The organism is Pseudonocardia sp. TRM90224 (assembly GCF_021245725.1).
Taxonomy (GTDB): domain Bacteria; phylum Actinomycetota; class Actinomycetes; order Mycobacteriales; family Pseudonocardiaceae; genus Pseudonocardia.
Window position 1 is genome coordinate 119,490 of record NZ_JAJGSX010000006.1, and the last position, 24,047, is coordinate 143,536.

General features: G+C 72.1%; 26 protein-coding genes. 24 read left to right on the forward strand and 2 right to left on the reverse strand.

Going from position 1 to position 24,047, the window contains the following annotated elements; all coding sequences use genetic code 11:
- Positions 1-211: 211 nt before the first annotated feature.
- From LL648_RS11140 to LL648_RS11150, 3 genes are all read left to right on the forward strand, one after another.
- Positions 212-1,567: an ammonium transporter gene (locus LL648_RS11140; protein WP_232662418.1), complete on the forward strand. Its 1,356-nt coding sequence runs from the start codon at positions 212-214 to the stop codon at positions 1,565-1,567.
- Positions 1,568-1,570: 3 nt separating this feature from the next.
- Positions 1,571-1,909, forward strand: a complete 339-nt coding sequence (locus LL648_RS11145) for a P-II family nitrogen regulator (protein ID WP_232662419.1) — start codon at positions 1,571-1,573, stop codon at positions 1,907-1,909.
- A gap of 89 nt (positions 1,910-1,998) precedes the next feature.
- Positions 1,999-4,350 (forward strand): [protein-PII] uridylyltransferase, encoded by a 2,352-nt coding sequence (locus LL648_RS11150; RefSeq protein WP_232662420.1) that lies wholly within the window; start codon positions 1,999-2,001, stop codon positions 4,348-4,350.
- A 28-nt stretch (positions 4,351-4,378) separates the two neighbouring features.
- Here LL648_RS11150 and LL648_RS11155 read toward each other — a convergent pair whose 3' ends face one another.
- Positions 4,379-5,674, reverse strand: coding sequence for an MFS transporter (locus LL648_RS11155; RefSeq protein ID WP_232662421.1), 1,296 nt, complete (start codon positions 5,672-5,674; stop codon positions 4,379-4,381).
- A gap of 325 nt (positions 5,675-5,999) precedes the next feature.
- Between LL648_RS11155 and LL648_RS11160 the strand changes: the two genes are divergently transcribed.
- The 3 genes from LL648_RS11160 to LL648_RS11170 all read left to right on the forward strand — a co-directional run bounded on the left by LL648_RS11160 (position 6,000) and on the right by LL648_RS11170 (position 8,272).
- On the forward strand, positions 6,000-7,271 hold the full coding sequence (locus tag LL648_RS11160; protein WP_232662707.1) for an ammonium transporter: 1,272 nt from the start codon (positions 6,000-6,002) through the stop codon (positions 7,269-7,271).
- Positions 7,268-7,606 (forward strand): P-II family nitrogen regulator, encoded by a 339-nt coding sequence (locus LL648_RS11165; RefSeq protein ID WP_232662422.1) that lies wholly within the window; start codon positions 7,268-7,270, stop codon positions 7,604-7,606. The genes LL648_RS11160 and LL648_RS11165 overlap by 4 nt, the downstream gene beginning before the upstream one ends.
- Positions 7,607-7,678: 72 nt before the next feature.
- Positions 7,679-8,272 carry an AAA family ATPase gene (locus LL648_RS11170; protein ID WP_232662423.1) on the forward strand — a complete coding sequence of 198 codons (594 nt, stop codon included), beginning with the start codon at positions 7,679-7,681 and terminating at the stop codon, positions 8,270-8,272.
- A gap of 9 nt (positions 8,273-8,281) precedes the next feature.
- Here the strand turns inward: LL648_RS11170 and LL648_RS11175 are convergent, their stop codons facing one another.
- Positions 8,282-8,740, reverse strand: a complete 459-nt coding sequence (locus LL648_RS11175) for an AAA family ATPase (protein ID WP_232662424.1) — start codon at positions 8,738-8,740, stop codon at positions 8,282-8,284.
- A 53-nt stretch (positions 8,741-8,793) separates the two neighbouring features.
- On the opposite strand from LL648_RS11175, the gene ffh reads away from it, so the two are divergent.
- The 18 genes from ffh (at position 8,794) to LL648_RS11265 (ending at position 24,046) form a co-directional block, all read left to right on the forward strand.
- Complete coding sequence (gene ffh, locus LL648_RS11180) at positions 8,794-10,323, forward strand: signal recognition particle protein (RefSeq protein ID WP_232662425.1); 1,530 nt, start codon at positions 8,794-8,796, stop codon at positions 10,321-10,323.
- A gap of 4 nt (positions 10,324-10,327) precedes the next feature.
- The gene (locus tag LL648_RS11185; protein WP_232662426.1) at positions 10,328-11,401 is read left to right on the forward strand and encodes an amidohydrolase family protein; all 1,074 of its coding nucleotides are present in this window, start codon (positions 10,328-10,330) and stop codon (positions 11,399-11,401) included.
- Between the two features lie 9 nt (positions 11,402-11,410).
- The gene (locus LL648_RS45150) at positions 11,411-12,340 is read left to right on the forward strand and encodes a CPBP family intramembrane glutamic endopeptidase (RefSeq protein ID WP_232662427.1); all 930 of its coding nucleotides are present in this window, start codon (positions 11,411-11,413) and stop codon (positions 12,338-12,340) included.
- A gap of 163 nt (positions 12,341-12,503) precedes the next feature.
- Complete coding sequence (gene rpsP, locus LL648_RS11195) at positions 12,504-12,953, forward strand: 30S ribosomal protein S16 (protein WP_232662428.1); 450 nt, start codon at positions 12,504-12,506, stop codon at positions 12,951-12,953.
- Between the two features lie 34 nt (positions 12,954-12,987).
- On the forward strand, positions 12,988-13,230 hold the full coding sequence (locus LL648_RS11200) for an RNA-binding protein (protein WP_232662429.1): 243 nt from the start codon (positions 12,988-12,990) through the stop codon (positions 13,228-13,230).
- A complete protein-coding gene (rimM, locus tag LL648_RS11205; RefSeq protein ID WP_232662430.1) occupies positions 13,208-13,756 on the forward strand; it encodes a ribosome maturation factor RimM in 549 nt (182 codons plus the stop codon). The genes LL648_RS11200 and rimM overlap by 23 nt, the downstream gene beginning before the upstream one ends.
- Positions 13,757-13,869: 113 nt before the next feature.
- The gene (locus LL648_RS11210) at positions 13,870-14,085 is read left to right on the forward strand and encodes a helix-turn-helix domain-containing protein (RefSeq protein WP_232662431.1); all 216 of its coding nucleotides are present in this window, start codon (positions 13,870-13,872) and stop codon (positions 14,083-14,085) included.
- A 12-nt stretch (positions 14,086-14,097) separates the two neighbouring features.
- On the forward strand, positions 14,098-14,658 hold the full coding sequence (locus LL648_RS11215; RefSeq protein WP_232662432.1) for a Clp protease N-terminal domain-containing protein: 561 nt from the start codon (positions 14,098-14,100) through the stop codon (positions 14,656-14,658).
- A 536-nt stretch (positions 14,659-15,194) separates the two neighbouring features.
- Positions 15,195-15,932 (forward strand): tRNA (guanosine(37)-N1)-methyltransferase TrmD, encoded by a 738-nt coding sequence (gene trmD / locus LL648_RS11220; protein WP_232662433.1) that lies wholly within the window; start codon positions 15,195-15,197, stop codon positions 15,930-15,932.
- 143 nt (positions 15,933-16,075) lie between these two features.
- A complete protein-coding gene (rplS, locus tag LL648_RS11225) occupies positions 16,076-16,435 on the forward strand; it encodes a 50S ribosomal protein L19 (protein ID WP_232662434.1) in 360 nt (119 codons plus the stop codon).
- Positions 16,436-17,023: 588 nt separating this feature from the next.
- The gene (gene lepB, locus LL648_RS11230; RefSeq protein WP_374112027.1) at positions 17,024-17,929 is read left to right on the forward strand and encodes a signal peptidase I; all 906 of its coding nucleotides are present in this window, start codon (positions 17,024-17,026) and stop codon (positions 17,927-17,929) included.
- Positions 17,930-17,941: 12 nt separating this feature from the next.
- Positions 17,942-18,721, forward strand: a complete 780-nt coding sequence (locus LL648_RS11235; RefSeq protein ID WP_232662436.1) for a ribonuclease HII — start codon at positions 17,942-17,944, stop codon at positions 18,719-18,721.
- A complete protein-coding gene (locus LL648_RS11240; protein WP_232662437.1) occupies positions 18,718-19,041 on the forward strand; it encodes a DUF2469 domain-containing protein in 324 nt (107 codons plus the stop codon). Before LL648_RS11235 ends, LL648_RS11240 begins: the two co-directional genes overlap by 4 nt.
- Positions 19,042-19,217: 176 nt before the next feature.
- A complete protein-coding gene (locus LL648_RS11245) occupies positions 19,218-19,574 on the forward strand; it encodes a YraN family protein (protein WP_232662438.1) in 357 nt (118 codons plus the stop codon).
- A gap of 1 nt (position 19,575) precedes the next feature.
- A complete protein-coding gene (locus LL648_RS11250) occupies positions 19,576-21,081 on the forward strand; it encodes a YifB family Mg chelatase-like AAA ATPase (protein WP_232662439.1) in 1,506 nt (501 codons plus the stop codon).
- Positions 21,078-22,244 carry a DNA-processing protein DprA gene (dprA, locus tag LL648_RS11255; RefSeq protein ID WP_232662440.1) on the forward strand — a complete coding sequence of 389 codons (1,167 nt, stop codon included), beginning with the start codon at positions 21,078-21,080 and terminating at the stop codon, positions 22,242-22,244. Before LL648_RS11250 ends, dprA begins: the two co-directional genes overlap by 4 nt.
- 19 nt (positions 22,245-22,263) lie before the next feature.
- Positions 22,264-23,217: a tyrosine-type recombinase/integrase gene (locus LL648_RS11260; protein WP_374112022.1), complete on the forward strand. Its 954-nt coding sequence runs from the start codon at positions 22,264-22,266 to the stop codon at positions 23,215-23,217.
- Entirely contained in the window at positions 23,192-24,046 is an 855-nt protein-coding gene (locus LL648_RS11265; protein WP_232662442.1) for a FliA/WhiG family RNA polymerase sigma factor, read from the forward strand. The genes LL648_RS11260 and LL648_RS11265 overlap by 26 nt, the downstream gene beginning before the upstream one ends.
- The last annotated feature ends 1 nt before the right edge of the window (position 24,047 follow it).

A 24,047-nucleotide genomic window follows, 5' to 3' on the forward strand; every position in this document is an offset into this window, starting at 1 on the left:
CACGTCACGGGCACACCCAGCCCCTCCACGCCGCGTAATCCGGATGTAACTCCCCGGCGGGTCTCGTTCACGGTGTGGAAACAGCCGAGGACGGCGACGGAAACACGCCCGCCAGATAGTTCCCGCACCTGCCGCTCCAACGTGTCCAGAAGAGGCCAGCGGCGAGACGACGGGAGGGAGTTCCGTGCTCGACACCGGCGATACTGCATGGATGCTCGCCAGCTCAGCGCTGGTGCTGCTGATGACACCGGGATTGGCGCTGTTCTACGGCGGCATGGTCCGGAGCAAGAGCGTGCTCAACATGATGATGATGAGCATCTCCGCGCTCGGCCTGGTAGGCGTGCTGTGGGTGCTGTACGGCTACTCGGTGGCGTTCGGCAACGACGTCGGCGGCGGCCTGCTCGGCAACCCCGGTGAGTTCGCCGGGCTGGAGGGGCTCTTCGGCGGCACGTACCTCGCGACCGACGGCGGCCCGCCCGTCGACATCCCGCTGGTCGGGACGATCCCGGCCACCGTGTTCGCGGCCTTCCAGGCCATGTTCGCGATCATCACGGTCGCGCTGATCTCCGGTGCGGTCGCCGACCGCATGCGCTTCGGCCCGTGGCTGCTGTTCGCCGGGCTCTGGGCGACCGTCGTGTACTTCCCGGTGGCGCACTGGGTGTTCTCGTTCGACGGCGTCACCGCCGAGACGGGCGGCTGGATCGCCAACCAGCTCAAGGCGATCGACTTCGCGGGCGGCACGGCCGTCCACATCAACGCCGGTGCGGCGGCGCTCGCGCTCGCGCTGGTGCTCGGCAAGAGGCGCGGTTGGCCGCGTGAGCCGATGCGCCCGCACAACCTCACCCTCGTGATGCTCGGCGCCGGCCTGCTCTGGTTCGGCTGGTTCGGGTTCAACGCCGGCTCGGCCGTGGCGTCCAACGGGGTCGCCGGCATCACGTTCGTCAACACCCTCGTCGCGACCTCGGCCGGCATGCTCGCGTGGCTGCTCGTCGAGCGGGTCCGCGACGGCAAGCCGACCAGCCTCGGCGCGGCGTCCGGTGTCGTGGCCGGCCTCGTCGCGATCACCCCGGCGTGTTCCGCGGTGTCCCCGCTCGGCGCGATCGCGGTCGGTGCCATCGCCGGTGTGCTGTGCGCGCTCGCGGTCGGCCTCAAGTTCCGCTTCGGCTACGACGACTCGCTCGACGTCGTCGGGGTGCACCTCGTCGGCGGTCTCGTCGGCACGCTGCTGATCGGCTTCTTCGCCACCTCCAGCGCGCCGGCCGCGGTCGACGGGCTCCTCTACGGCGGCGGGTTCGACCAGCTGTGGCGCCAGGCCGTCGGGGCGGGTGCGGTGCTGCTGTTCTCCTTCGTCGTGAGCCTCGTGCTGGCGTTCATCGTCAAGGCCGTCGTCGGGGTGCGGGTGACCGACGAGCAGGAGGCCACCGGCATCGACGAGGTGGAGCACGCGGAGTCGGGCTACGACTTCTCCAGCCTCCGCGGCGGTGGCGGCCTGGGCACGAGCTCGCCTCGCCCGCCGGCAGCGCGTGTGGAGCAGCAGGTCCCGGCAACAGCAGGCAAGGAGAGCTGACGCATGAAGCTGGTGACGGCGATCGTCAAGCCGTTCGTCCTCGAGGACGTCAAGGGTGCGCTGGAGCAGATCGGCGTGCTGGGCATGACGGTCAGCGAGGTGCAGGGTTACGGAAGGCAGAAGGGGCACACGGAGGTCTACCGGGGTGCCGAGTACTCCGTCGACTTCGTGCCGAAGGTGCGGGTGGAGGTCGTCGCCGACGACACGCTCGCCGACAAGGTCGTCGACGCCGTCGTCGAGGCGGCCCGGACCGGCAAGATCGGCGACGGGAAGGTGTGGGTCACCCCCGTCGAGACGGTGGTCAGGGTTCGCACCGGCGAGCGCGGCAACGACGCGATCTGAGGAAGCCCGGATGCATCAGGAGAGCCACTTCCCGGACCGGAAGTGGCTTTCCTGATGTCCGGATCGGCGCACTTTGGGGGAGCTGCTCCGTGGAGGTCCTGAACGGTTCGGGCGATGCGGGCGACCTGGCCAAGGCCCGCGGCGTCCTGCTCGACCCCGGCGCCGGCAAGCGCCGGCTCGGCGCCGAGGCGCTGCGCACGGCGCTGGTGGACCTGCACGATTTCTGGCTCTCGTCGCGGGCCGCCGCGATCGGCCTCACCGACCGCGCGGCGCTGGTCGCGGTCGGCGCGCTCGGGCGGCGCGAGCTGGCCCCGCACTCCGATCTCGACCTCGTGCTGCTGCACGACGGCCGCAAGGACGTCGAGCGGCTGGCCGAGCAGCTGTGGTACCCGCTGTGGGACGCCGGCATCGGGCTCGACCACTCGGTCCGGACCCCCGGCCAGGCCGTGCAGGTGGCCGCGACCGACCTGCGCGCGGCGTTCGGCCTGCTCGAAGCCCGGCACATCGCGGGTGACCCCGCGCTCTCCGACAAGGTCAAGGTGGCGGTCCGGCAGGCGTGGCGCGCGGGCATCCGCAGCCGGTTCGACGAGATCGCCGATTCGGCGCAGGAGCGCTGGCGCAAGGTCGGCGATGTCGCGCACCGCGTCGAGCCCGACCTGAAGAACGGGCACGGCGGGCTGCGCGACGTCCAGCTCGTCGACGCGCTGGCCGCGGCCCAGCTCGTCGACCGGCCCGCCGCCGACGTGATCGCGGCGCGTGGCCTGCTGCTCGACGTCCGCACCGAGCTGCACCGGCTCGCCGGCCGGGCGCGGGACGTCCTGCGCGCGCAGGACGCCGACGAGGTCGCCGCCGCGCTTGAGATCGCCGACCGGTTCGAGCTGGCCAGAGCGCTGTCCGGGGCCGCCCGCTCGGTGGCGTTCGCCGCGGAGGTCGGCCTGCGATCGGCCCGGGGTGCGCTGCCTCGGCGCGGGCTCGCCGCGCTGCGCAGGGCACCGGTCCGAAGCCCCCTCGACACCGGGGTCGTCGAGCACGCGGGTGAGGTGACGCTCGCCCGCGACGCGTCGGCGGCGCGCGACCCCGCGCTCGTGCTGCGGGTGGCCGCTACCGCCGCGCGCACCGGCCTCCCGGTGGCCGCCGGGACCCTGCACCGCCTCGCCGACACCGCCCCTGAGCTGCGCGAACCGTGGCCGCGCTCGGCGCTGGGGGAGTTGCTGTCGCTGCTCGGCACCGGGCGTCCGCTCGTCGACGTCGTGGAGTCGCTCGACCGCACCGGCCTGTGGGGGCGGCTGTTCCCCGAGTGGGGCGCGGTGCGCGACCTGCCCCCGCGCGACCGCGCGCACGTCTGGACCGTCGACCGCCACCTCGTCGAGGCCTGCGCGCAGGCCGCCCGCCTCACCACCCGGGTCCACCGGCCCGACCTGCTGCTCATCGGCACGCTCCTGCACGACATCGGCAAGGGGCGCGGCGGCGACCACTCGACGATCGGCGAGTCGCTCGCGATCCAGGTGGGCCGCAGGTTGGGCTTCGGCGAGCCCGACGTCGCGCTGCTCGGCGCGATGGTGCGCCACCACCTGCTGCTGCCGCACACGGCCACACGGCGCGACCTCGAGGACCCCACGACGATCACGCGGGTGGTCGAGACGCTCGACCACAACGGCCTGCTGCTCGACCTGCTGGAGCAGCTCGCCGAGGCCGATTCGCTCGCGACGGGCCCGGGGGTGTGGAGCCCGTGGAAGCAGACCCTGATCAGGGATCTCGCCGGCCGTTGCCGCGCGTTGATGGCAGGGGAGACGCTGCCGGCGTTCGGCGCACCCACCGAGGCCGAGCTGGCGGCCGCGGCCGCCGTGACGGCCGACGGGCGCCCACAGCTGCGGGTGGACGACACGAGCGCCCCGGCGTCCGTCGTCGTCGCGATCCCCGACCAGCCCGGCGCGCTCGCCGCGGCCGCCGGCGTGCTGGCGCTGCATTCCCTGGAGGTGCACGCGGCCGAGCTGCACACCACGGGCGCGGTCGCGGTGTTCACGTTCACCGTCTCGCCGAAGTTCGGCGGGCTGCCCGACCCTGCTCTGCTGCGGTCCGACCTGGTCAGGGCGCTGGACGGGCGGCTCGTGCTGGCCGAGGCGCTGGCCCGCAAGGAGCGCGACTACGCGCCGATGCAACCCAGCGGCGAGGCGCCGGCACCGCCGCGGGTCAAGTGGTTCGACGACGAGGCCACCGGCGCTGTTGTGCTGGAGCTGCGCGGCACCGACCGGATCGGGCTCCTGCACCGCATCGCCGTCGCGCTGGAGGGCTGCGGCGCCGACCTGCGGTGGGCCCGGGTCGCGACGCTCGGCGCGTCGGTCGTCGACGCGTTCTGCCTCGACTCCGGTTCGGGCGCGGCCACGCTCGCCGCCGCCGACCGGCTGCGCATCGAGAAGGCCGTGCTCGCCGCAGCCGGCTAGCGGTCTTCTCGCCGCCGGTCGAGCCCGGCTACCCGGCCGCCTCGGCGCGCTCGACCACCCCCGGCTCGCCGGTGCCGTCCTCGCTGATCTCTTCGAGCTCCTCGGCGTCGAGGTCGGGTTCGCCGGCGTGTGCGGCGTGGCCGGTCGCCAGCATCTCGTCGGCTCCGGCGAGCAGCCGGTGGCCGCTCGCGAGCACCCCGATCGCCAGCACGACGGCGACCGCGCCGAGTGCGAACGGGACCGCCACCCCGTACGCCTCGGCGAGCAAACCAGCGGCGAAGGGAGCCAGCCCGCCGCCGATGAACCGGATGAACCCGTACGCCGCCGACGCCACCGGCCGCTCGACCGGCGCCACCAGCATCACCGCCTGCGTGGTGAGCGTGTTGTTGATGCCGATCAGCGCGCCGGCCGCGATCACCACGACGACCAGCGTCGGCGGCGAGTCGATCCGCGCGGCGATGATCGCGAGGAGGGCCGCGAAGAGCGCCAGGTTGACGTACAGCGTGGGCGCCGTGCCGAACCGGCGCTGCAGCCGCGGTGCGACGAACACCGAGAAGATCGCCACGAGCACGCCCCACCCGAAGAACACCGCGCCAAGCTGGTAGATCGAGAGCCCCATCGGGAACGGGACGTAGCCGAGCATCGTGAAGAAGCCCCAGTTGTAGAGCAGCGCCGTCACACCCATCGTCAGCAGGCCGCGGTGGCGCAGGGCGGCGAGCGGCTCCGCGAGCGACGCGCGGTGGACCGGCCGAGGCGTGCTCGGGACGAACAGCACGGTCGCGACCAGCGCGATCGCCATCAGCACCGAGACGCCGAAGAACGGGCCGCGCCAGCTGACGTTGCCGAGCAACCCACCCAGCAACGGGCCACACGCGATGCCGACGCCCAGCGCCGTTTCGTACAGGACGATCGCGCCGGCGAACCCGCCGCTGGCCGAGCCGACGATCACGGCGAGCGAGGTCGCGATGAACAGCGCGTTGCCCAGGCCCCACCCGGCCCGGAACCCGACGATCCCGCCGATGCTCCCCGACGCCCCGGCCAGCGCCGCGAACACGACGATGATCACGAGGCCGGCGATGAGGGTGTTCTTCGCGCCGATCCGGCTCGACACCCACCCCGTCACGAGCATCGCCACTGCGGTGACCACGAGGTAGCTGGTGAACAGCAGCGTCACCTGGCTCGGCGATGCGTGCAGCTGGTCGGCGAGCGCCGGGAGGATCGGATCGACGAGCCCGATGCCCATGAACGAGATGACGCACGCGAACGCGACGGCCCAGACGGCCTTGGGCTGCCGGAACGGGCTGGCGGGCCGGACGGTGGTCATGCGGGAGCTCCTCCAAGACGGCAACGGTCGATAGCATAGCTAACGGTCAGTCGTCACAACCCCGATGTCCCCACCGTTTTGCCAACCTGCACGCCGTTTCGGGTGTGCAGGTTGGCAAAACGGTGGGGAAGTTCGCGACTGCTCGACCGTGCGCAACCCTCACGTCACGCAGACGTAACACTGCCTACGGGTCAGTTCACGTTGCCGAAACACGTGGTCGCGGGCCTGTAACACCCGGCTTTGACCATCTCCGCAGCCGACAAGCGGAGGAGTGCGGGTGGACTCGGGGAACACGGCGTACGTGCTGGGATGTGCCGCTCTGGTGATGCTCATGACACCAGGGCTGGCGTTCTTCTACGGCGGCATGGTCCGCGCGAAGAGCGTCCTCAACATGATGATGATGAGCTTCGTCAGCCTCGGCGTGATCGGGCTGGTCTGGGTGCTGATCGGCTTCTCGCTCGCGTTCGGCGACTCGAACGCCGGGCTGATCGGCGGGTTCGAGCACGCGGGGCTGCGCGACTCGGCTGCCGTCGTCGGTGGTGGTGGGACGGGCATTCCGCTGCAGGTCTTCGCGATGTTCCAGCTGATGTTCGCGGTGATCACCGGCGCGCTGCTCTCCGGCGCCATCGCCGACCGCGCGCGGTTCTGGCCGTGGACGATCTTCGTGGGCCTCTGGACGCTGTTCGTCTACGTCCCGCTCGCGCACTGGATCTTCGCGTTCGACGGGTACGTCTCCGCGAACGGCGGCTGGATGGCCAACGTGCTCGGCGCGCTCGACTTCGCGGGCGGCACCGCCGTCGAGATCAACTCCGGCGCGTCGGCGCTGGCGCTGGCGCTCGTCCTCGGCAAGCGGAGGGGCTGGCCGCGCGAGCCGATGCGCCCGCACAACCTGCCTGCCGTCCTGCTCGGCGCGGGCCTGCTGTGGTTCGGCTGGTTCGGGTTCAACGCGGGCTCGGCGCTCGCCGCCGGCGCCGTCGCGGGCAACGCCTTCGTCACGACGATGACGGCGTCGGCGGCGGCCGTCATCGCGTGGCTGGCGCTCGAACACCGCCTCGACGGTCGTCCCACCAGCCTCGGTGCCGCGTCGGCCGCCGTCGCCGGGCTGGTCGGGATCACACCCGCGTGCGGGTTCGTCGACACGTTCGGCGCGCTGGTCATCGGGCTCGTCGCCGGTGTCGCCTGCCAGCTGGCGATCCGGCTCAAGTACCGCCTCGGCTACGACGACTCGCTCGACGTCGTGGCGATCCACGGTGTCGGCGGGCTCGTCGGCATGCTCCTGATCGGGCTGTTCGGCACGACCGCGGTGAACGAGGCCGGCGCGGACGGGCTGCTCTACGGTGGTGGCCTCGGCCAGCTCGGCAAGCAGGCCGTCGCCGTGCTCGCGACCGCGGCGTTCGCCTTCGCGGTGAGCTACGCGCTCGCGTGGCTGGTCCGCGTGACCGTCGGGTTCCGGGTCGACCCGGAGGTCGAGGCAGGCGGCATCGACGAGGCCGAGCACGCCGAGACCGCGTACGAGTACTCGCCGCTGTCGACGGGCGCACGGGCCACCATCCCCGCGCCCATCGTGCGCAGCGCACAGGAGGGGAACGCCTCATGATCATGGTCACCGCCGTCGTCAAGCCGTTCGCGCTCGGCGACGTCAAAGCCGCGCTCGAGCGGCTCGGCGTGCTCGGCCTGACCGTGAGCGAGGTGCAGGGCTACGGCCGCCAGAAAGGGCACACCGAGGTCTACCGCGGTGCCGAGTACACGGTCGACTTCGTGCCCAAGGTCAAGATCGAGGTCGTCGTCGACGACGAGCTGGCCGACAAGGTGATCGATGCCGTCGTGCAGGCCGCCCGCACCGGCAAGATCGGCGACGGGAAGGTGTGGACCACTCCCGTCGGGACGGTCGTGCGCGTCCGTACGGGCGAACGGGGCTCCGACGCCTTGTAGGCACACCGGGTGAGATGTCCGTTTCGGGCCGCCGGATCGGAACGAACTGTGCGAACGAGGCGTTGACACTGCGTGACCTCCACGAGGCCCGCTGTACGTTTCGTCCTGCCCGGCCGGTCGTTGCTGCTAGTCGCAGGAATGCCGGGCGCCGGGAAGTCGACGCTGCTCGCCGGACTGCCCGAGCGCGAGGGGCAGGTCGTGCTCGATTCCGACAGCTACCGGGAAGCGCTGCACAAGGCGCTGCACCCGTTGCCGTACGGCTGGTACCGCCCGCTCGTCCATTTGTGGCACCGCGTCGCCGTAGTGCGCAACGCCGGATCGGCCATCCCGACGGTCATCGTCCACCTGCCCGCGACCGATCCGCGCATGCGCGCGGCGGTCGCTCGGCTGGCTGCGATGACGGGTCGCTCCGCCCACCTGCTGTGGTTGCACGTCGACCCGGCGGAGGCGCGCACGGGTCAGCTGGAGCGCGGCCGGGTGGTGCCGGAGTCGTCGATGGCGGGCCACGCCGAGCGCGCCGTCGCCACCACGGCCGAGCTGCGGGCCAACCCGCCGACGGAGTGGGAGAGCGTCACCGTGCTCGACCGCTCGACGGCGCGCGCCGGCATGCTCGTCGACGACGGCGAGCCGGTGATCCGGCCGGAGTACGCCCGCAAGGCTTCGTAGGCCCCTGCGTCAGCGCAGCCGTTCCAGCTGGTCGGCCACCGCGGCGACGGGCGCCGTCGCGTCGATCTCGAGGGTGGCGCCCTCGCGCAGGAGGGGCTGCACCTCGGCGATGTGCTTCAGCACCAGCTCCCGTTCCTCGGCGCTCTTGCCGTACTGGTTCGTGGTGCGTGCCTCGATCCGGTCGAACAGGACGTCCGCGGGCGCGCTCAGCAGCACGATGTGGTCGAACCGCGGGTAGAAGTCGACCTGGTTGGTCTTGCAGCCCGCGACGAACACCCCTCCGTCGGTCGCGAGCAGCTCCGCCATGGCCTCGGTGCGCCACACCCAGTCGGGCTCGCCGTCGTCGTCGGTGACCCATTCGCACCACGTGTCGGAATCCGTGTCGACCACCCGGTGGCCGCGGCGGGCGAGCTCTTCGAGGACCGTCGACTTGCCCGTTCCGGACATCCCGGTGATCAGAACCTTCACGTACCCAGTCTGCCGCCCGACAGGTCCGGCCGAGCCCCAGTAGGCTTGGCCGGGTGTTCGACACCCTCTCCGAGCGCCTCAGCGGCGCGCTCGCCAACCTCCGTGGCAAGGGTCGGCTCTCCGAGGCCGACATCGACACCACCGCGCGGGAGATCCGCATCGCGCTGCTGGAGGCCGACGTCGCGCTCCCGGTGGTGCGCGGCTTCATCACGCGGATCAAGGAGAGGGCGAAAGGCGCGGAGGTCTCCGGCGCGCTGAACCCCGCGCAGCAGGTCGTCAAGATCGTCAACGAGGAGCTCGTCGCGATCCTCGGCGGCGAGACCAGACGGATCGCGCTGGCCAAGGAACCGCCCAGCGTGATCATGCTGGCGGGTCTGCAGGGTTCCGGTAAGACCACACTCGCCGGGAAGCTCGCCAATTGGCTCAAGGGGCAGGGCCACACACCGCTGCTCGTCGCCTGCGACCTGCAGCGGCCCAACGCGGTCAACCAGCTGCAGATCGTCGGTGAGCGCGCGGGCGTCACGACCTTCGCGCCGGAGCCGGGCAACGGTGTCGGCGACCCGGTCGACGTCGCGCGTCGCGGTGTCGCGCACGCCCGCGAGAAGATGTTCGACATCGTCATCGTCGACACCGCGGGCCGCCTCGGTGTCGACGAGGAGCTGATGCGCCAGGCCGCGGACATCCGCGACGCCGTCGCGCCCGACGAGACCTTGTTCGTCGTCGACGCCATGATCGGTCAGGACGCCGTGGCCACCGCGGAGGCGTTCCGCGACGGCGTCGGGTTCACCGGTGTTGTGCTCACGAAGCTCGACGGCGACGCCCGCGGTGGTGCCGCGCTGTCGGTCCGCGAGGTCACCGGCCAGCCGATCCTCTTCGCGTCGAGCGGCGAGAAGCTCGCCGACTTCGACGTCTTCCACCCCGACCGGATGGCCAGCCGCATCCTCGGGATGGGCGACCTGCTCACGCTGATCGAGCAGGCCGAGAGCGCGTTCGACCAGGAGCAGACGGCGAAGGCCGCCGCGAAGATCAGCTCGGGCGAGCTGACCCTCGAGGACTTCCTCGAGCAGATGCTCGCCATCCGCAAGATGGGCCCGATCGGCAACATCCTCAACATGCTGCCGGGCGCCAACGCCGGCCAGATGAAGGACGCGCTCGCCCAGGTCGACGACAAGCAGCTCGACAAGCTGCAGGCGATCATCCGCGGCATGACGCCCGCGGAGCGTTCCGACCCGAAGATCATCAACGGCTCGCGGCGGCTGCGCATCGCCAACGGCTCCGGCGTGCAGGTCAGCGACGTCAACGAGCTGGTCAACCGCTTCTTCGAAGCCCGCAAGATGATGAAGCAGATGGCCGGCCAGTTCGGTTTCGGCGGCGGCCGCAGCGCCACGAAGAAGCTGGCGAAGAGCCGCAAGGGCAAGAAGGGCAAGGGGCGTGGCCCCACCCCGTCGCGCGGTCTGCCGGGCGGCATGGGCATGCCGGACCTCTCGGGCATGCCGCCGTCGCTGCAGCAGCTGCCGCCGGGGCTCGACCAGCTCCCGCCGGGCTTCGACCCGAGCAAGCTCAAGTTCCCGAAGGGCAAGTAGCTCCGTGTATCGGCTGCGCGGCGTGGCGCTGCCGGACGAGAGCACGGTCGACCTGTACGTCGACGCCGCCGGCCGGCTGGTCGAGGAGCCGATCGCCGGGGCAGAGACGCTCGTCGACGGCGGGTGGATCGTGCCCGGCCTCGTCGACGCGCACTGCCACGTCGGGCTGGCGGTCGCCGACCTGGAGGAGGCCGACGAGCAGGCCCGCACCGACCGCGATGCGGGCGCGTTGCTGCTGCGCGACTGCGGCTCCCCGATGGACACCAGTCCGCTGCAGGCCCGCACCGACCTCCCGGAGATCATCAGGGCCGGCCGGCACATCGCACGTCCCAAGCGCTACATCTCCGGCCTCGCCATCGACCTGGAGGACCCGGCCGCGCTGCCCGACGCCGTCGCCGACCAGGCCGTGCTCGGCGACGGCTGGGTCAAGCTGGTCGGCGACTGGATCGACCGCGGCAAGGGCGACCTCGGCCCACTGTGGCCCGACGACGTGCTGAGGGCCGCGATCGACGCGGCCCATGCCCTCGGCGCACGGGTGACGGCGCACGTGTTCGGCGCCGAGGCGATGCACGGGCTCATCGGTGCGGGCATCGACTGCATCGAGCACGGCACCGGCCTCACCGACGACCTGATCGCCGAGATGGCCGAGCGCGGCACCGCGCTGGTGCCCACGCTGATCAACGTCGAGACGTTCCCCTCGATCGCCGACAGCGCCACGAAGTACCCGACCTACGCCGAGCACATGCGGCGGCTGCACGCCGGGGCGGGCGACACGGTCCGCAGAGCGGTCGAGGCGGGTGTCCCGGTCTACGCGGGCACCGACGCCGGCGGCGGCATCGCGCACGGCCGGATCGCCGACGAGATCATCGCGCTGCACGAGGCCGGCATGGACGCAACGGCCGCGCTCGCGGCGGGCAGCTGGGGCGCGCGGACCTGGCTGGGCCGCCCCAACTGGCAGTTCGGCCGCCCGGCCGACCTCGTCGTCTACCGCTCCGATCCGCGCAAGGACCTCACGGAACTGCGCGAACCGGCGCTCGTCATGCTTCGCGGCGTGCCGGTGCACGCGACCGGCCGGTAGCGTCGGGGCGTGAGTGCGGGAGACAGCGACGACGAGCGGCCGGCTGACGGCGTCGAGGTAGGGGGCGTCGAGGCAGGAAGCGCGGCGTCGGAGCCCGTCGGCGACGTCGGCACAGCGCCGGCGCTCTCCGCCGTGGCGGACCCGCCGTGGACCGCTCCCGAATGGACGCCCGTCCCGCCGACCCCGCCTGCGGTGTCGCCCGAGTTCTCCTTCTCCAGGCCGGCGCAGCCGCCGCGGCGCACCCATCGGTGGGGGATCGGCGCCTACGTGCTCGTCGAGATCGTGTTCCTCGGCACATCGCTGCTGTTGGCGTTGCTGTTCATGCGCGGCGAGGGCGAAGGCGAGGCGTCGTCGGCGGGGCAGCTCGCGCTGTCGCTGGCCGTGCCGACGATGGTCGCCGCCTCGCTCGCCGTGGTGATCACGTTGGTGCGCGGCAACGGCCCGTTCGTCGACCTGCGGCTCTCGTGGTCGTGGCGCGACATCGGCATCGGGCTCGCGTTCGGGCTCGGCGGGCTCTTCGTGACGATCCCCGCGTCGATCGTCTACTCGATGATCGTCGGCGAGGAGGCGTCATCGGCGGTCGGCAGCGCGTTCGCCGAGGTCAGAGCCAATCCCGTGACCGCCGTCGCGATCTTCGCCACGGTCGCGCTCCTCGCGCCCCTGTGCGAGGAGATCGTGTACCGGGGGCTGCTGTGGGGCAGCATCGAACGGCTGGGCGTCGGCCCGTGGGTGGCGTTCGGGGTCACGACGCTGCTGTTCGCGCTCGCCCATTTCGAGTTCACCCGCACCCCGCTGCTGCTGATCGTCGCGATCCCGATCGCGCTGGCCAGGGTGTACACGGGGCGGCTGCTGGCCAGCATCGTGGCGCACCAGGTGAACAACCTGTTGCCGGCGCTGGTGCTCGTTCTGGGTGTCTTGGGCGCGCTACCAGTGGCCTGAGAGCCCGTCCGCGCCGCCCGTCTGGCAGAATGGCCGATCGGCCCTGCGGATGGCCCTCTACCGTGCCGCAGCCACCCACACGTCGAGTGACGCGCAGCCCGTAACCCCACGCGAGCGGTGCGGCCTCACCGCCGAAGTACCGATTCAAGGAGCAGCAAGCAGCGTGGCCGTCAAGATCAAGCTGATGAGGCTGGGCAAGATCCGTCAGCCGTACTACCGCGTCGTCGTCGCCGACGCCCGCAGCCGCCGCAGCGGTCGGGCCATCGAGACCATCGGCAAGTACCACCCCAAGAACGAGCCGAGCCTGATCGAGATCGACTCGGAGCGTGCGCAGTACTGGCTGGGTGTCGGCGCGCAGCCGACCGAGCCCGTCGAGCACCTCCTCAAGATCACCGGCGACTGGCAGAAGTTCAAGGGCCTCCCCGGCGCCGAGGGCACCCTCAAGCCGCAGCCGGAGAAGGTGGACAAGCTGGCCCGCTTCCAGGCAGCGCTCGCCGCTGCCGGCGAGGAGCCGACCACCGAGGCCACCACCCCGAAGAAGAAGGGCGCCCGGCGCGAGAAGGCCGAGGACGCCGCACCTGAGGCTGAGGCGGCCGAGGCCACCGAGAAGTGACCGGACCCACGACGAGCTTCATTGAGGAGGCGTCATGACGCCGGTGCTTGCCGACGCGCTGGAGCACCTCGTCCGTGGGATCGTCGACCACCCCGACGAGGTGCGGGTCGACCTGGTCACCACTCGTCGCGGCCGAACCCTCGAGGTGCGTGTGCACCCCGAGGACCTCGGCAAGGTGATCGGGCGTGGTGGCCGCACGGCCACCGCGCTGCGCACCGTCGTCGGCGGGATCGGTGGTAGGGGCGTGCGTGTGGATGTCGTCGACACCGACCGGTAGCCGCACGGGCGAAGTGCTCGTCGGCGTCGCCCTGCGCGCGCACGGGTTGCGCGGCGAGGTCGTCGTCGACGTGCACACCGACTCGCCCGAGGAGCGGTTCGCCGCGGGGCGGGTCCTCGTGGCGCGCCGCCCGCCCGGCCCCGATGGCACGTTGACCGTGGAGTCGGTCCGCCCGCACTCGGGCAGGCTGCTCGTGCGGTTCGTCGAGGCACCCGACCGGACGGGCGCGGAGGCGCTGCGCGGCACCCGGCTGCTGGTCGACACCGCGTCGCTGGCGCTCCCGGACGACCCCGACGAGTTCCACGTCCACCAGCTCGAAGGCCTGCGTGCCGAGCTGGCCGACGGCGAGCTCGTCGGCACCGTCCGCGATGTGATCCACGGGCCGGGCGGCGAGCTGCTCGTGCTCGCCCGCGAAGGCGCGCCCGACGCGCTGGTCCCGTTCGTCCGCGAGATCGTCCCGACCGTCGACATGGCGGCGGGCAAGGTCGTGCTCACGCCGCCGGAGGGCCTGCTCGACACCGAATGAAATGTACGCCGACGGCCCCGTTGACTCCGTGTCAGCGGGGCCGTCGGCGTTTCTCGACAACGGGCGCGTCAACTTTGGTTGACAGCCTGGATGTGTCAACGTAGGTTGACGGCATGGCAGATGCGACGCAGGTAGCGGCGGCAGCGTCCAGCAGGGACCCCGCCATCGGACTAGCGGCTGTGGCGTCCCTGCGGGGGCTGCTGGAGTCGCTCGAGGAACTGCAGGTAGGCAACGCGCGCGACCAGGGGTGGTCGTGGCAGCAGATCGCGGCCGCGCTCAAGGTGAGCAGGCAGGCCGTTCACAAGAAGTACCGCCGGTTCGGGTTCTGAGGGGGTTCTGCGATGTTCGAGAGGTTCACCACCAACGCCCGCCTCGCCGTCGTGGCGGCGCAGGAGCAGGCCCGCACCCGCGGCGCCGACGCGATCCGCACCGAGCACCTGCTCGCCGGGGTGCTCGACCAGAACGACTCGCTCGTGCTGTCGGTGCTGACGGCGCACTCGATCCAGCGGGTCGACCTGCTCGCCGACATCGACGCGGCGACGGCCGGCCCGTCCGACGCGGAAGCGCTCGCCACGCTGGGCATCGACCTCGACGAGGTGCGGCGGCAGGTCGACAACAGCTTCGGCGAGGGTGCGCTCGACCGCACGAGAGCCACCCGCGACCGGAAGGGCCGCAAGGCCTTCGGCCACCTGCGCATCGACAGCTCGGCCAAGAAGGCGCTCGAACTCTCGTTGCGCGAGGCGATCCGGCTCAAGCACGGCCAAATCGGCGCGGAGCACATCCTGCTGGGGCTGCTGCACGCCGGCGGCGCCGCGCAGGAGATCCTCGTCGGCCGGCGCCTGCTGCTCGACGCGGCCAGGGTCACCGTCGCCGCGTTGGCGCGGGACCGCCGCGCGGGATAGCGAACGCGCGGGCCGGCCACCCGCAGACGTCAGGAAAGCCAGCCATGGCCCTCCGGGCCGCCACGAGGGAATGAGGATCCGTGCCTGGCGCGGCCCCGGGCTGGGCGAGGGATGCCGGGAACGTGGCTTTCCTCGCAACGTGTGCGTCCCCGCACTCATCCCGGCGGCGCGGCGTCGACCGAACCGCCCGCCCGGACTGGTCGGGTCGCCTCATGGAACCTTGCGGTTGATCCACAGGGCTGCGTGACGACCACACGGTTCCATGAGGCGCACAGAGCACGGTCGGCCATCTGTCCCCGGGTGCGGGTGGAGGGCAGGAAAGCCACTTTCCTGCCCCCACAGGGCCTGAAAGTGGCTTTCCTGCCCTTGCGTGCGCAACGCCTACCCGCGGACCGCGGACCCGAGCGCGTCCTGGCACGGATACACATCCCTCGTGACGGCCCGGAGGGCAATGGCGGACTTCCCGACCCCTCCCCGCACACAGCGGCATGCGGTGCACCACGGCGCCGGACCCCGCGTCTGCGAGGATCCGTCCGGTGCGGATCGACGTCGTGACCATCTTCCCCGGCTACCTGGCCCCCCTGCGGGAGGCGCTGCTCGGCCGCGCGATCGAGGCGGGGCTCGTCGATCTCGCCGTGCACGACCTGCGCACCTGGACCCACGACGTCCACCAGGCCGTCGACAGCGCCCCCTACGGCGGCGGGCCAGGAATGGTGATGCGCCCGCAGGTGTGGGGCGAGGCGCTCGACGCGGTGCTGCCGATGGGTGGGCCGGCGCGGCTGGTCGTCCCGACCCCGGCCGGCCGCCCGTTCACGCAGGCCATGGCGCAGGAGTGGGCGAAGGACGAGCGGCTCGTGTTCGCCTGCGGCCGCTACGAGGGCATCGACCAGCGTGTCGTCGACGAGTACGGGCCGGTCGACGAGGTCAGCATCGGCGACTACGTGCTGGTCGGCGGCGAGGTCGCGGTGCTGGTGATGGTCGAGGCCGTCGTGCGGCTGCTGCCGGGCGTGCTGGGCAACCCGGAGTCGGCGCAGCAGGACTCGTTCTCCGACGGGCTGCTGGAAGGCCCCGCCTACACCCGGCCGGAGAACTGGCGGGGGCACGCCGTGCCGGAGGTGCTGCGCGGCGGCAACCACGCCGCCATCGCCAGGTGGCGGCGCGACCGCGCGCTCGAACGGACCGCACAGCGCCGACCCGACCTGATCGCCGCGTTGCCGGCGGATGCCCTCGACGCTGCCGACAGGGACTTCCTCGGGAGCCTTCCGGACGGGTGATTTCATGTTGCCGGAACGCGTCTGGCACTATGGAGAGGAGTTCGCGCCCGACGGACATGCGTCGGGCTGCCCCGGCGCCCACGTTCGTCACGAACCGGCGCCCACGCACGATTGCACTCACGGACCGAGGACGGATCTTCGCGATGAACACCCTGGACGCACTGGACGCAGAGCTGCTGCGCTCCGACATCCCCGCCTTCCGGCCGGGCGACACGCTCAAGGTGCACGTGAAGGTCATCGAGGGCACCCGCTCCCGCGTCCAGGTCTTCCAGGGCGTCGTCATCCGCCGCCACGGCTCGGGCGCCCGCGAGACCTTCACGGTCCGCAAGGTGTCGTTCGGCGTCGGCGTGGAGCGCACGTTCCCCGTGCACTCGCCGAACATCGACAAGATCGAGGTCTTCACCCGCGGCGACGTCCGCCGGGCGAAGCTGTACTACCTCCGTGACCTGCGCGGCAAGGCCGCAAAGATCAAGGAGAAGCGCGAGACCACTCCCGCGTCCTGACCAACGGCCCAGAGTTCCCGTAGCCTCGTGGGCGTGGCCCTACCCGAGCTCCCCGACGACCGGCGGGCCCAGCCCCGACGGCCTGGTTCGGCTGAGCAGCCGCCGGCCCGGCCGGCTGGGAGCACGGCTGGCGGATCTGCGCAGCCGAACGGCAGGCGGCCCGTCCCACCTCGGGGTGGCGGCCAGCTGCCCGGCGAGCCCTGGCCTGCCGATGGACGTGCAGGGGAGCGCAACGGCGCCCAACGCCGCGAGGGTGAGCGCCGTCAGGGCGAGCGTGCGCCGGCCGAAAGGCCAGGTCGCAACGGCGGTCCCCGCAATCGAGAAGGTCGGCCCGCGGGCGACACCGGCGCGACACCGGTCGTGCGCCGGGTCAACCGCCCACCCGTGAACGGCCGTCCGGCCGAGGGTGCCCCACCCGTGCCGCCGCAACGCCGCGGCGAGCCCGGGCCTGAGCGGACCGGTGGCGAGGTCCGCCGGGGACGTGGCAGGTCGCCGAGCGACGCTCCGCGCCGGCGGCCGATCGAGCCGGAGATCGACCCGGAGCCGCCGACGACCGCCGTCCCGGCCGTGGCGGCAGCGGTGTCGGAGGTGCCGGGTCGGCATCGCCGACGTGCGGGCGAGTCCCCTGAAGGTCGTCCGGCATCCGAGTACCAGTCCGAGGCCGACGACGGCAAGCGCAAGCCGCGCACCGGCCGCAGGCGCCGCCCGGCGTTCTGGAAAGAGCTGCCGCTGCTCATCGTGGTGGCGCTGCTGCTGACGTTCCTCATCCAGACCTTCCTCGCGAAGGTCTACGTGATCCCGTCGGGCTCGATGGAGACCACCCTGCACGGGTGCACGGGCTGCAACAACGACCGCGTGCTCGTCGACAAGCTCTCCTACCGGTTCACCGACCCGGCCCCCGGCGATGTGGTCGTCTTCCGCGGGCCCGACAGCTGGAACAGCGAGTTCACCGTCGACGAGCCGAGCAACCCGGTCGTCCGCGGGCTGCAGCAGCTCGGCTCGCTGATCGGGCTCGCGCCGCCCGACGAGAAGGACTTCGTCAAGCGGATCATCGCCGTCGGCGGGCAGACCGTGCAGTGCTGCGACAGCCGCCAACGCGTCCTCGTCGACAACCAGCCGCTCAACGAGCCGTACATCTACTACGCCCCGAGCCAGGGCCCGCCGCGGCAGCAGCCGTTCGGCCCCGTTGTCGTGCCCGCCGGGCACCTGTGGATGATGGGCGACAGTCGCAACAACTCGGCCGATTCACGGATGCCGGGCCACGGCGCAGTCCCTGTCGAGAACGTCATCGGGAAGGCGAGGCTGATCGTGCTCCCGTTCCCCCGGTTCGGCTGGATCCCCGCGTTCGACCCGCATTCGAACCCCGTCGGGATGGCCGGCTCCGATGCTGAGCTGCCTGCCGCGCTGGGCGCCGCCGGGCTGCTGCCACTGCTCGCGATGCGCAGGAGACGAGCGCGGGCCGACCGCGACGATTTCCTGCCCGGATATCGCTGACCAGCACGAACGATGCCAGCACGTAGCCGACCCCTGCGTACGACACTGCCCCCGCAATGGCGACCCGAGCGCGCGATCGTCCGCCGATCGGGTGGCAACTGGACCTTGCAGAGCACCTTGGTGCGCTTCGGGCTCGGCCCGGTCGCCGGCGTCGACGAGGCCGGTAGGGGTGCCTGCGCGGGACCGCTCGTCGTCGCCGCGTGCGTGCTGCGGCCGGGCGACGCGAAGCGGCTCGAAGGCCTCACCGACTCCAAGCTGCTCAGCGCCGCGATGCGCGAGGAGTTCTTCGCGGTCGTGCGCAAGCGTGCCGTCGACCATGCGGTCATCGTGATCCCGCCGCACGAGGTCGACCGGCGCGGCGTCCACATCGCCAACATCGAGGGTATGCGCCGCGCTGTCGCGCAGCTCGCCTCGCCGCCGGGTTACGTGCTGACCGACGGGTTCCCGATCCGCGGGTTCGGCATACCCACGCTGGCCGTGCCGAAGGGCGACCAGGCCGCGGCGTGCGTCGCGGCGGCGTCCGTGCTGGCCAAGGTCACCAGGGACCGGATCATGGTCGAGCTCGACAAGGAGTTCCCGCAGTACGGGTTCGCCGATCACAAGGGCTACTGCACGCCGGTCCACGACGCCGCGCTCACCGAGCACGGTCCGACGCCCGTGCACCGCTACTCGTTCGTGAACGTCCGTGCCGCGCTGCGGTCCGCTGTCGAGCTCTCGACCGGCCTGGTCCACAATGGGTTGCTGCCCGTCGGGTCGTCCGATGGGGGAGCCGGAGGAGGACTGCAGCAGTGAGCGCCGAGGATCTCGAGAAGTACGAGACCGAGATGGAGCTCACGCTCTACAAGGAGTACCGGGACATCGTGTCCCAGTTCTCCTACGTCGTGGAGACCGAGCGCCGCTTCTACCTCGCCAATTCCGTCGACGTCGCCGCGCGCAACGCCGATGGGGAGATCTACTTCGAGGTGCGCATGTCCGACGCGTGGGTGTGGGACATGTACCGCCCGGCACGGTTCGTCAAGAACGTGCGGGTGCTGACGTTCAAGGACGTCAACGTCGAGGAGCTCGACAAGCCCGACCTGCGGCTGCCGGAGGGCAACCAGTTCGGAAGCTGAGCGCGCACCGGCCCGTGACCCGTCACGGGCCGGTGCCCGTTCGGGCCGGAGGCGTGTAACACCGTCCACCGACATTTCGGTTGTGCAGGGGCGGAAGTTGTTCACATCGCCCCCCAACCATCCACAGATTTCAGATCTCCCCTCCGGACGGCCGTCCCGCCCGCATCGTTGATGTCATGGCAGCAAAGGACGTGCTCGGCAAGCAGGGCGAGGATCTCGCCGTCCGCTATCTCGAACGGCAGGGCTTCACGGTCCTGTCCCGCAACTGGCGATGTCGTCTCGGGGAGATCGACGTCATCGCGACCCGCGCATCCCTCCTGGTCGCGTGCGAGGTGAAGACCAGGTCGGGCACCCGCTTGGGGATGCCGTCGGAGGCGGTCGATTCACGCAAGTCGATGCGGATCAGGCGGGTGCTGAACGCGTGGCTCCGCACTCACCGCGTCCGGTGGTGCGACATCCGGTTCGACGTCGTGTCGATCGTGGCCGAGCGCGGCCGCCCCGTCGCCCTCCAGCACCTCGAAGGGGTGTTCTGAGATGGGGCTCGCACGGTCGTGGGCGGTGGCGCTGCACGGCATCGACGGTCACGTCGTCGAGATCGAGGCCGACGTCGGTGGCGGTTTACCCGGAGTGCACATGGTGGGCCTTCCCGATGCCGCGGTGAACGAGTCGAAGGACAGGGTCCGGGCCGCGGTCGTCAACTCGGGCTGCACCTGGCCGAACGAGCGCATCGTGCTCGCGCTATCGCCGGCGACGCTCCGCAAGACCGGCAGCGCGTTCGACCTCGCCCTGGCCTGCGCGATCCTCGCGACCAGCGAGGTCGTCGAGCAGGGCGCGCTCGACGGCACGGTGCTGATGGGCGAGCTCGCCCTCGATGGGCGGCTGCGGCCCATCCGCGGGATGCTGCCGCGGCTGCTGGCAGCCCGGGCTGCAGGGATGAGCCGCGTGGTCGTTCCGCTCTCGGTGCTCGACGAGGCTGCGCTCGTCCCCGGCATCGAGGTGTACGGCGCGGCCAGCCTCTCGGAGGTGCTCGGGTGGCTGCGGCAGGCCTGCTCGTTGAGCGTTCCGCAGCCCGCCGCGGAGGCGTCTGTCTCGGATCCGCCCGACATGGCCGACGTCATCGGGCAGGACGACGCCCGCCACGCCTGCGAGATCGCTGCGGCGGGTGGGCACCACCTGCTGCTCGTCGGCCCGCCGGGCACGGGCAAGACGATGCTCGCAAAGCGCTTCGTCGGGCTGTTGCCGAGGCTCGATCCCGAGCAGGCGCTCACGCTCGCCGTTGTGCGGTCCGTCGCGGGCCGGCTCCCCGCCGGTGAGGCGCTGTCGACGTATCCACCGCTCGTGGCGCCCCACCATTCGACGTCGATGGCGGCGCTGATCGGTGGTGGTAGCGGGATCGCGAAGCCGGGCGCCGTGTCACTGGCGCACGGCGGGGTGCTGTTCATCGACGAGGCGCCGGAGATGGGTGCCCGGCTGCTCGACTCGTTGCGCACCCCGCTCGAGGAGGGCGAGGTCCGCATCGCGCGCACAGAGGGCACCGTCCACTACCCCGCCCGGTTCCAGCTGGTGCTCGCGGCGAACCCGTGCCCGTGCGCGCCGGCCCACGATCGCGACTGCGTGTGCTCGTCGCTGGTGCGGCGGCGCTACCTCGGCAGGTTGTCGGGGCCGCTGCTCGACCGGGTCGACCTGCGAGCGCGGATGTTCCCCGTCACCGCGCTCGCGGCCACCGGCGAGAGCGAGAGCACGGAGGTCGTCAGGACGCGGGTGCTCGCTGCGCGGGCTGCGGCGCAGGAGCGGTGGGCGGGGGAGGGGTGGCGCACCAACGCGGAGGTCCCGGGGCCTGCCCTGCGCTCCCGGTTCGCGCTGCCCGGAGCGACGTTGCGCCCGCTCGACGCCGGGTTGCGGGCCGGCGAGCTGACCGCCCGAGGTGCCGACCGCGCGCTGCGGGTCGCGTGGACCCTCGCCGATCTCGCGGGCCGCGACCTCCCCGATCGGGAGCTGGTCGAGACGGCGCTCTTCTACCGCGATCGGAGGGCGGCATGATGAGCGCGACGGCGAGCCTCGTGCTGTACGGCGAGGTCTCCGACGAGGTCGTGCACGCCCGGGCCTACCTCTCGCGGGTCGCGGAGCCGCCGGCCCCGGCGCTGGCGCGGTTCGTCGAAGAGGTCGGTCCGGTCGAGGCGGCCGACAGGGTGCGCAGCGGCGCGGTGTCCGAGCGGGTGGCGGCGGAGACGTCGGCCCGCCGCACCGTGCACCGGCCGGCGGCCGACCTCGCCGCGGTCGAGGCCGTCGGCGGGCGGCTGCTGGTCCCCGAGCACGATGAGTGGCCACTCGCGGCGTTCGAGGCCTTCTCTGCGAGCGAGTTGCCAGGTCTCGCGCCGCCGCTCGCGCTGTGGGTGCGGGGCCCGGGGGTGCTGGCGCGGATGTGCGACCAGGCGGTCGCGATCGTCGGCGCCCGCGCCGCCACCGGCTACGGGCAGCACGTCGCCGGGGATCTCGGTGGCGGGCTCGGCGAGCGCGGCTTCACGGTCGTGTCGGGCGCGGCGATCGGGGTCGACGGTGCCGCACACCGCGGCGCGCTCGCAGCAGCGGGCCCCACGGTGGCGGTGCTGGCCTGCGGGGTCGACCGCAGCTACCCGGCCACCCACGACGTCCTGCTCGGGCGCATCGCCACCCACGGGCTCGTCGTCAGCGAGTACCCGCCCGGCTGCGTCCCGGGCCGCCACCGGTTCCTCGTGCGCAACAGGCTCATCGCCGGGCTCGCCGGCGGCACGGTTGTGGTCGAGGCCGGTGTGCGCAGCGGAGCGCAACGCACGGCGGCCGACGCCGAGGCGCTCGGCCGCATCCTGATGGCGGTGCCGGGGCCGATCACCTCCGGGACGTCCGCGGGTTGCCACCGGCTGATCCGGGATGGCGCGTTGCTGGTGACCAGCACCGACGATGTGCTGGAGGTCTGCGGGCGAATGGGCACGCACCTGCCGGAGGAGCCCCGCTCGGGCGCCGATCGGCCCACCGACGGTCTCGGCGAGATCGGGGTGCTGGTGCACGACGCGCTGCCGGCCCGGCAGGCCCGCGACGCCGCCTGGCTCGCGATGGAGGCCGGCATCCCGATCAACACCGCCCGGGCGGCGCTCGTCGAGCTCGAACGGCGCGGGCTGGTCGAACACGAGGCCGGCCGGTGGCGCCGACGCTTGGAGGCGAGCTGATGAGCGCCGCGCCGAGACGATGCTTGACCAGGCAGCACGTGCCGCGCACCGTCGGTGCGTGGCCCCGTCTCCGCAGCTCACGCCCGACGTCGAGGCGGCACTCGCCGGCTTCGTCCGCCATCTGGAGCTGGAGCGGGGCCGGTCGCGGCACACCGTCAGGGCCTATCGCAGCGATCTGGTGGGCCTGCTGGACGGCCTTCCGGGGCTGGGTGCGCTCGACCTGGCAGGGCTGCGCCGGTGGCTGGCGGCGGGGCATGCCGCAGGGGTGCAACGCGCCACGCTCGCGCGCCGGGCCGCCGCTGCCCGCACGTTCACCGCGTGGGCACATCGCAGCGGGCTGCTCGGCAGCGATCCCGGGGCCCGGCTGGAGTCGCCCCGGCCGCGGCCCGCCTTGCCCGCGGTGCTCGACGCCGAGCAGGTGGGGAGCGTCCTCGCCGCGGCCGGGTCCGGGGCCGCGGAGGGCGATCCGGTCGCGCTGCGTGACCTCCTCGTCGTGGAAATGCTCTACGCCACGGGCATGCGCGTGTCGGAGCTGTGTGGCGTCGATCTCGACGACATCGACGCCGAGCGGAGGTCCGTCCGGGTGCTCGGCAAGGGCGATCATGAGCGCACCGTCGTTTACGGAGTGCCTGCCTCGCTGGCGTTGCGCGGATGGCTCGAGTCGGGCCGTCCTGCGCTGGTCAGGGCCGGTTCACCGGCAGCGCTCCTGCTCGGCGCGCGTGGCGGGCGGCTCGATCCGCGGATCGCCCGGCAGGTGGTGCACGGCGCTGTGACGGCGGTGCCCGGGGTGCCGGACGTCGGGCCCCACGGGCTGCGACACGCCGCGGCGACACACATGCTCGAGGGCGGCGCGGACCTCCGTTACGTACAGGAGTTGCTCGGTCACGCTAAGCTAGCAACCACTCAGCTCTACACACACGTGACGGTCGAGCGGCTGAAGGTGGTTCATGAGCAGGCGCATCCCAGGGCGTGACCCCGTCCTGGTCGATGCGGCGCAGCTCAGGGCGCTACCAGGCGGGGTGCCAGCCCCCGTCGGGCGCACTGATCCGTCGCCGCTCGACCAGCGTGACCCCGTCGACGTGGTGTGGGAGGCGTTCCTGTCCGAACGCACCCGCGCCCTGCGGGATCAGCTGGTGGTGCACTACACCCCGCTCGTGCGCGCCGTTGCGCACCGGCTCGCCACAACCTTGCCCTCGTACGTCGAGCACGCCGATCTCGCGCAGTCCGGCGTGTTCGGGCTGATCGACGCGGTGGAGCGGTTCGACCCGGAGCGCTGTCCCCGGTTCGAGAGCTACGCCGCGCAGCGGATCAGGGGAGCGATCCTCGACGAGCTGCGCGCCCAGGACTGGGTGCCGCGGACCGTGCGGGGGCGGGTCCGGGAGCTCGAGCGCGCGCAGGAGCGGCTCGAAGCCCGGTTGCGGCGCGCCGCGACCGACCGCGAGCTCGCCGAGGAGCTCGGGGTGGCGGTCCGCGACCTGCGCGGCATCTCCCACCAGGTCCAGCTGATCAGCGTCGAGGCGTTGGAGGAGAACAGCGGCGGGGTCTCGGAGTTGTTCACCGACGACACCGCACCCGACCCGATGGCGGTGGTCCAGTCGCGGGAGACGTTGCGCCAGCTGACCGTGGCGGTCGGTCAGCTGGGCGAGCGCGACCGCACCGTCATCCGCCTCTACTACCTGGAGAACCGCACGCTCGCCGAGATCGGAAGGCTGCTCGGCGTCACCGAGTCGCGCGTCTGCCAGCTGCACACCCGCCTGGTCGGGCGGCTGCGCGGCCGGCTGGAGGAGCAGGCCGCCGGCTGAC

What these genes read in the sequence shown, in the direction of transcription:
- LL648_RS11210 (WP_232662431.1), top strand. Translation starts at nt 13,870, where the DNA reads ATGGCAGATGCGACGCAGGTAGCGGCGGCAGCGTCCAGCAGGGACCCC.
- LL648_RS11155 (WP_232662421.1), bottom strand. Translation starts at nt 5,674, where the DNA reads ATGACCACCGTCCGGCCCGCCAGCCCGTTCCGGCAGCCCAAGGCCGTC.
- LL648_RS11245 (WP_232662438.1), top strand. Translation starts at nt 19,218, where the DNA reads ATGGCAGCAAAGGACGTGCTCGGCAAGCAGGGCGAGGATCTCGCCGTC.
- LL648_RS11145 (WP_232662419.1), top strand. Translation starts at nt 1,571, where the DNA reads ATGAAGCTGGTGACGGCGATCGTCAAGCCGTTCGTCCTCGAGGACGTC.
- LL648_RS11215 (WP_232662432.1), top strand. Translation starts at nt 14,098, where the DNA reads ATGTTCGAGAGGTTCACCACCAACGCCCGCCTCGCCGTCGTGGCGGCG.
- rimM (WP_232662430.1), top strand. Translation starts at nt 13,208, where the DNA reads ATGTCGTCGACACCGACCGGTAGCCGCACGGGCGAAGTGCTCGTCGGC.
- LL648_RS11235 (WP_232662436.1), top strand. Translation starts at nt 17,942, where the DNA reads ATGCCAGCACGTAGCCGACCCCTGCGTACGACACTGCCCCCGCAATGG.
- LL648_RS11140 (WP_232662418.1), top strand. Translation starts at nt 212, where the DNA reads ATGCTCGCCAGCTCAGCGCTGGTGCTGCTGATGACACCGGGATTGGCG.
- LL648_RS11165 (WP_232662422.1), top strand. Translation starts at nt 7,268, where the DNA reads ATGATCATGGTCACCGCCGTCGTCAAGCCGTTCGCGCTCGGCGACGTC.
- rplS (WP_232662434.1), top strand. Translation starts at nt 16,076, where the DNA reads ATGAACACCCTGGACGCACTGGACGCAGAGCTGCTGCGCTCCGACATC.
- LL648_RS11260 (WP_374112022.1), top strand. Translation starts at nt 22,264, where the DNA reads ATGCTTGACCAGGCAGCACGTGCCGCGCACCGTCGGTGCGTGGCCCCG.
- LL648_RS11160 (WP_232662707.1), top strand. Translation starts at nt 6,000, where the DNA reads ATGCTCATGACACCAGGGCTGGCGTTCTTCTACGGCGGCATGGTCCGC.
- LL648_RS11250 (WP_232662439.1), top strand. Translation starts at nt 19,576, where the DNA reads ATGGGGCTCGCACGGTCGTGGGCGGTGGCGCTGCACGGCATCGACGGT.
- LL648_RS11200 (WP_232662429.1), top strand. Translation starts at nt 12,988, where the DNA reads ATGACGCCGGTGCTTGCCGACGCGCTGGAGCACCTCGTCCGTGGGATC.
- dprA (WP_232662440.1), top strand. Translation starts at nt 21,078, where the DNA reads ATGATGAGCGCGACGGCGAGCCTCGTGCTGTACGGCGAGGTCTCCGAC.
- LL648_RS11265 (WP_232662442.1), top strand. Translation starts at nt 23,192, where the DNA reads ATGAGCAGGCGCATCCCAGGGCGTGACCCCGTCCTGGTCGATGCGGCG.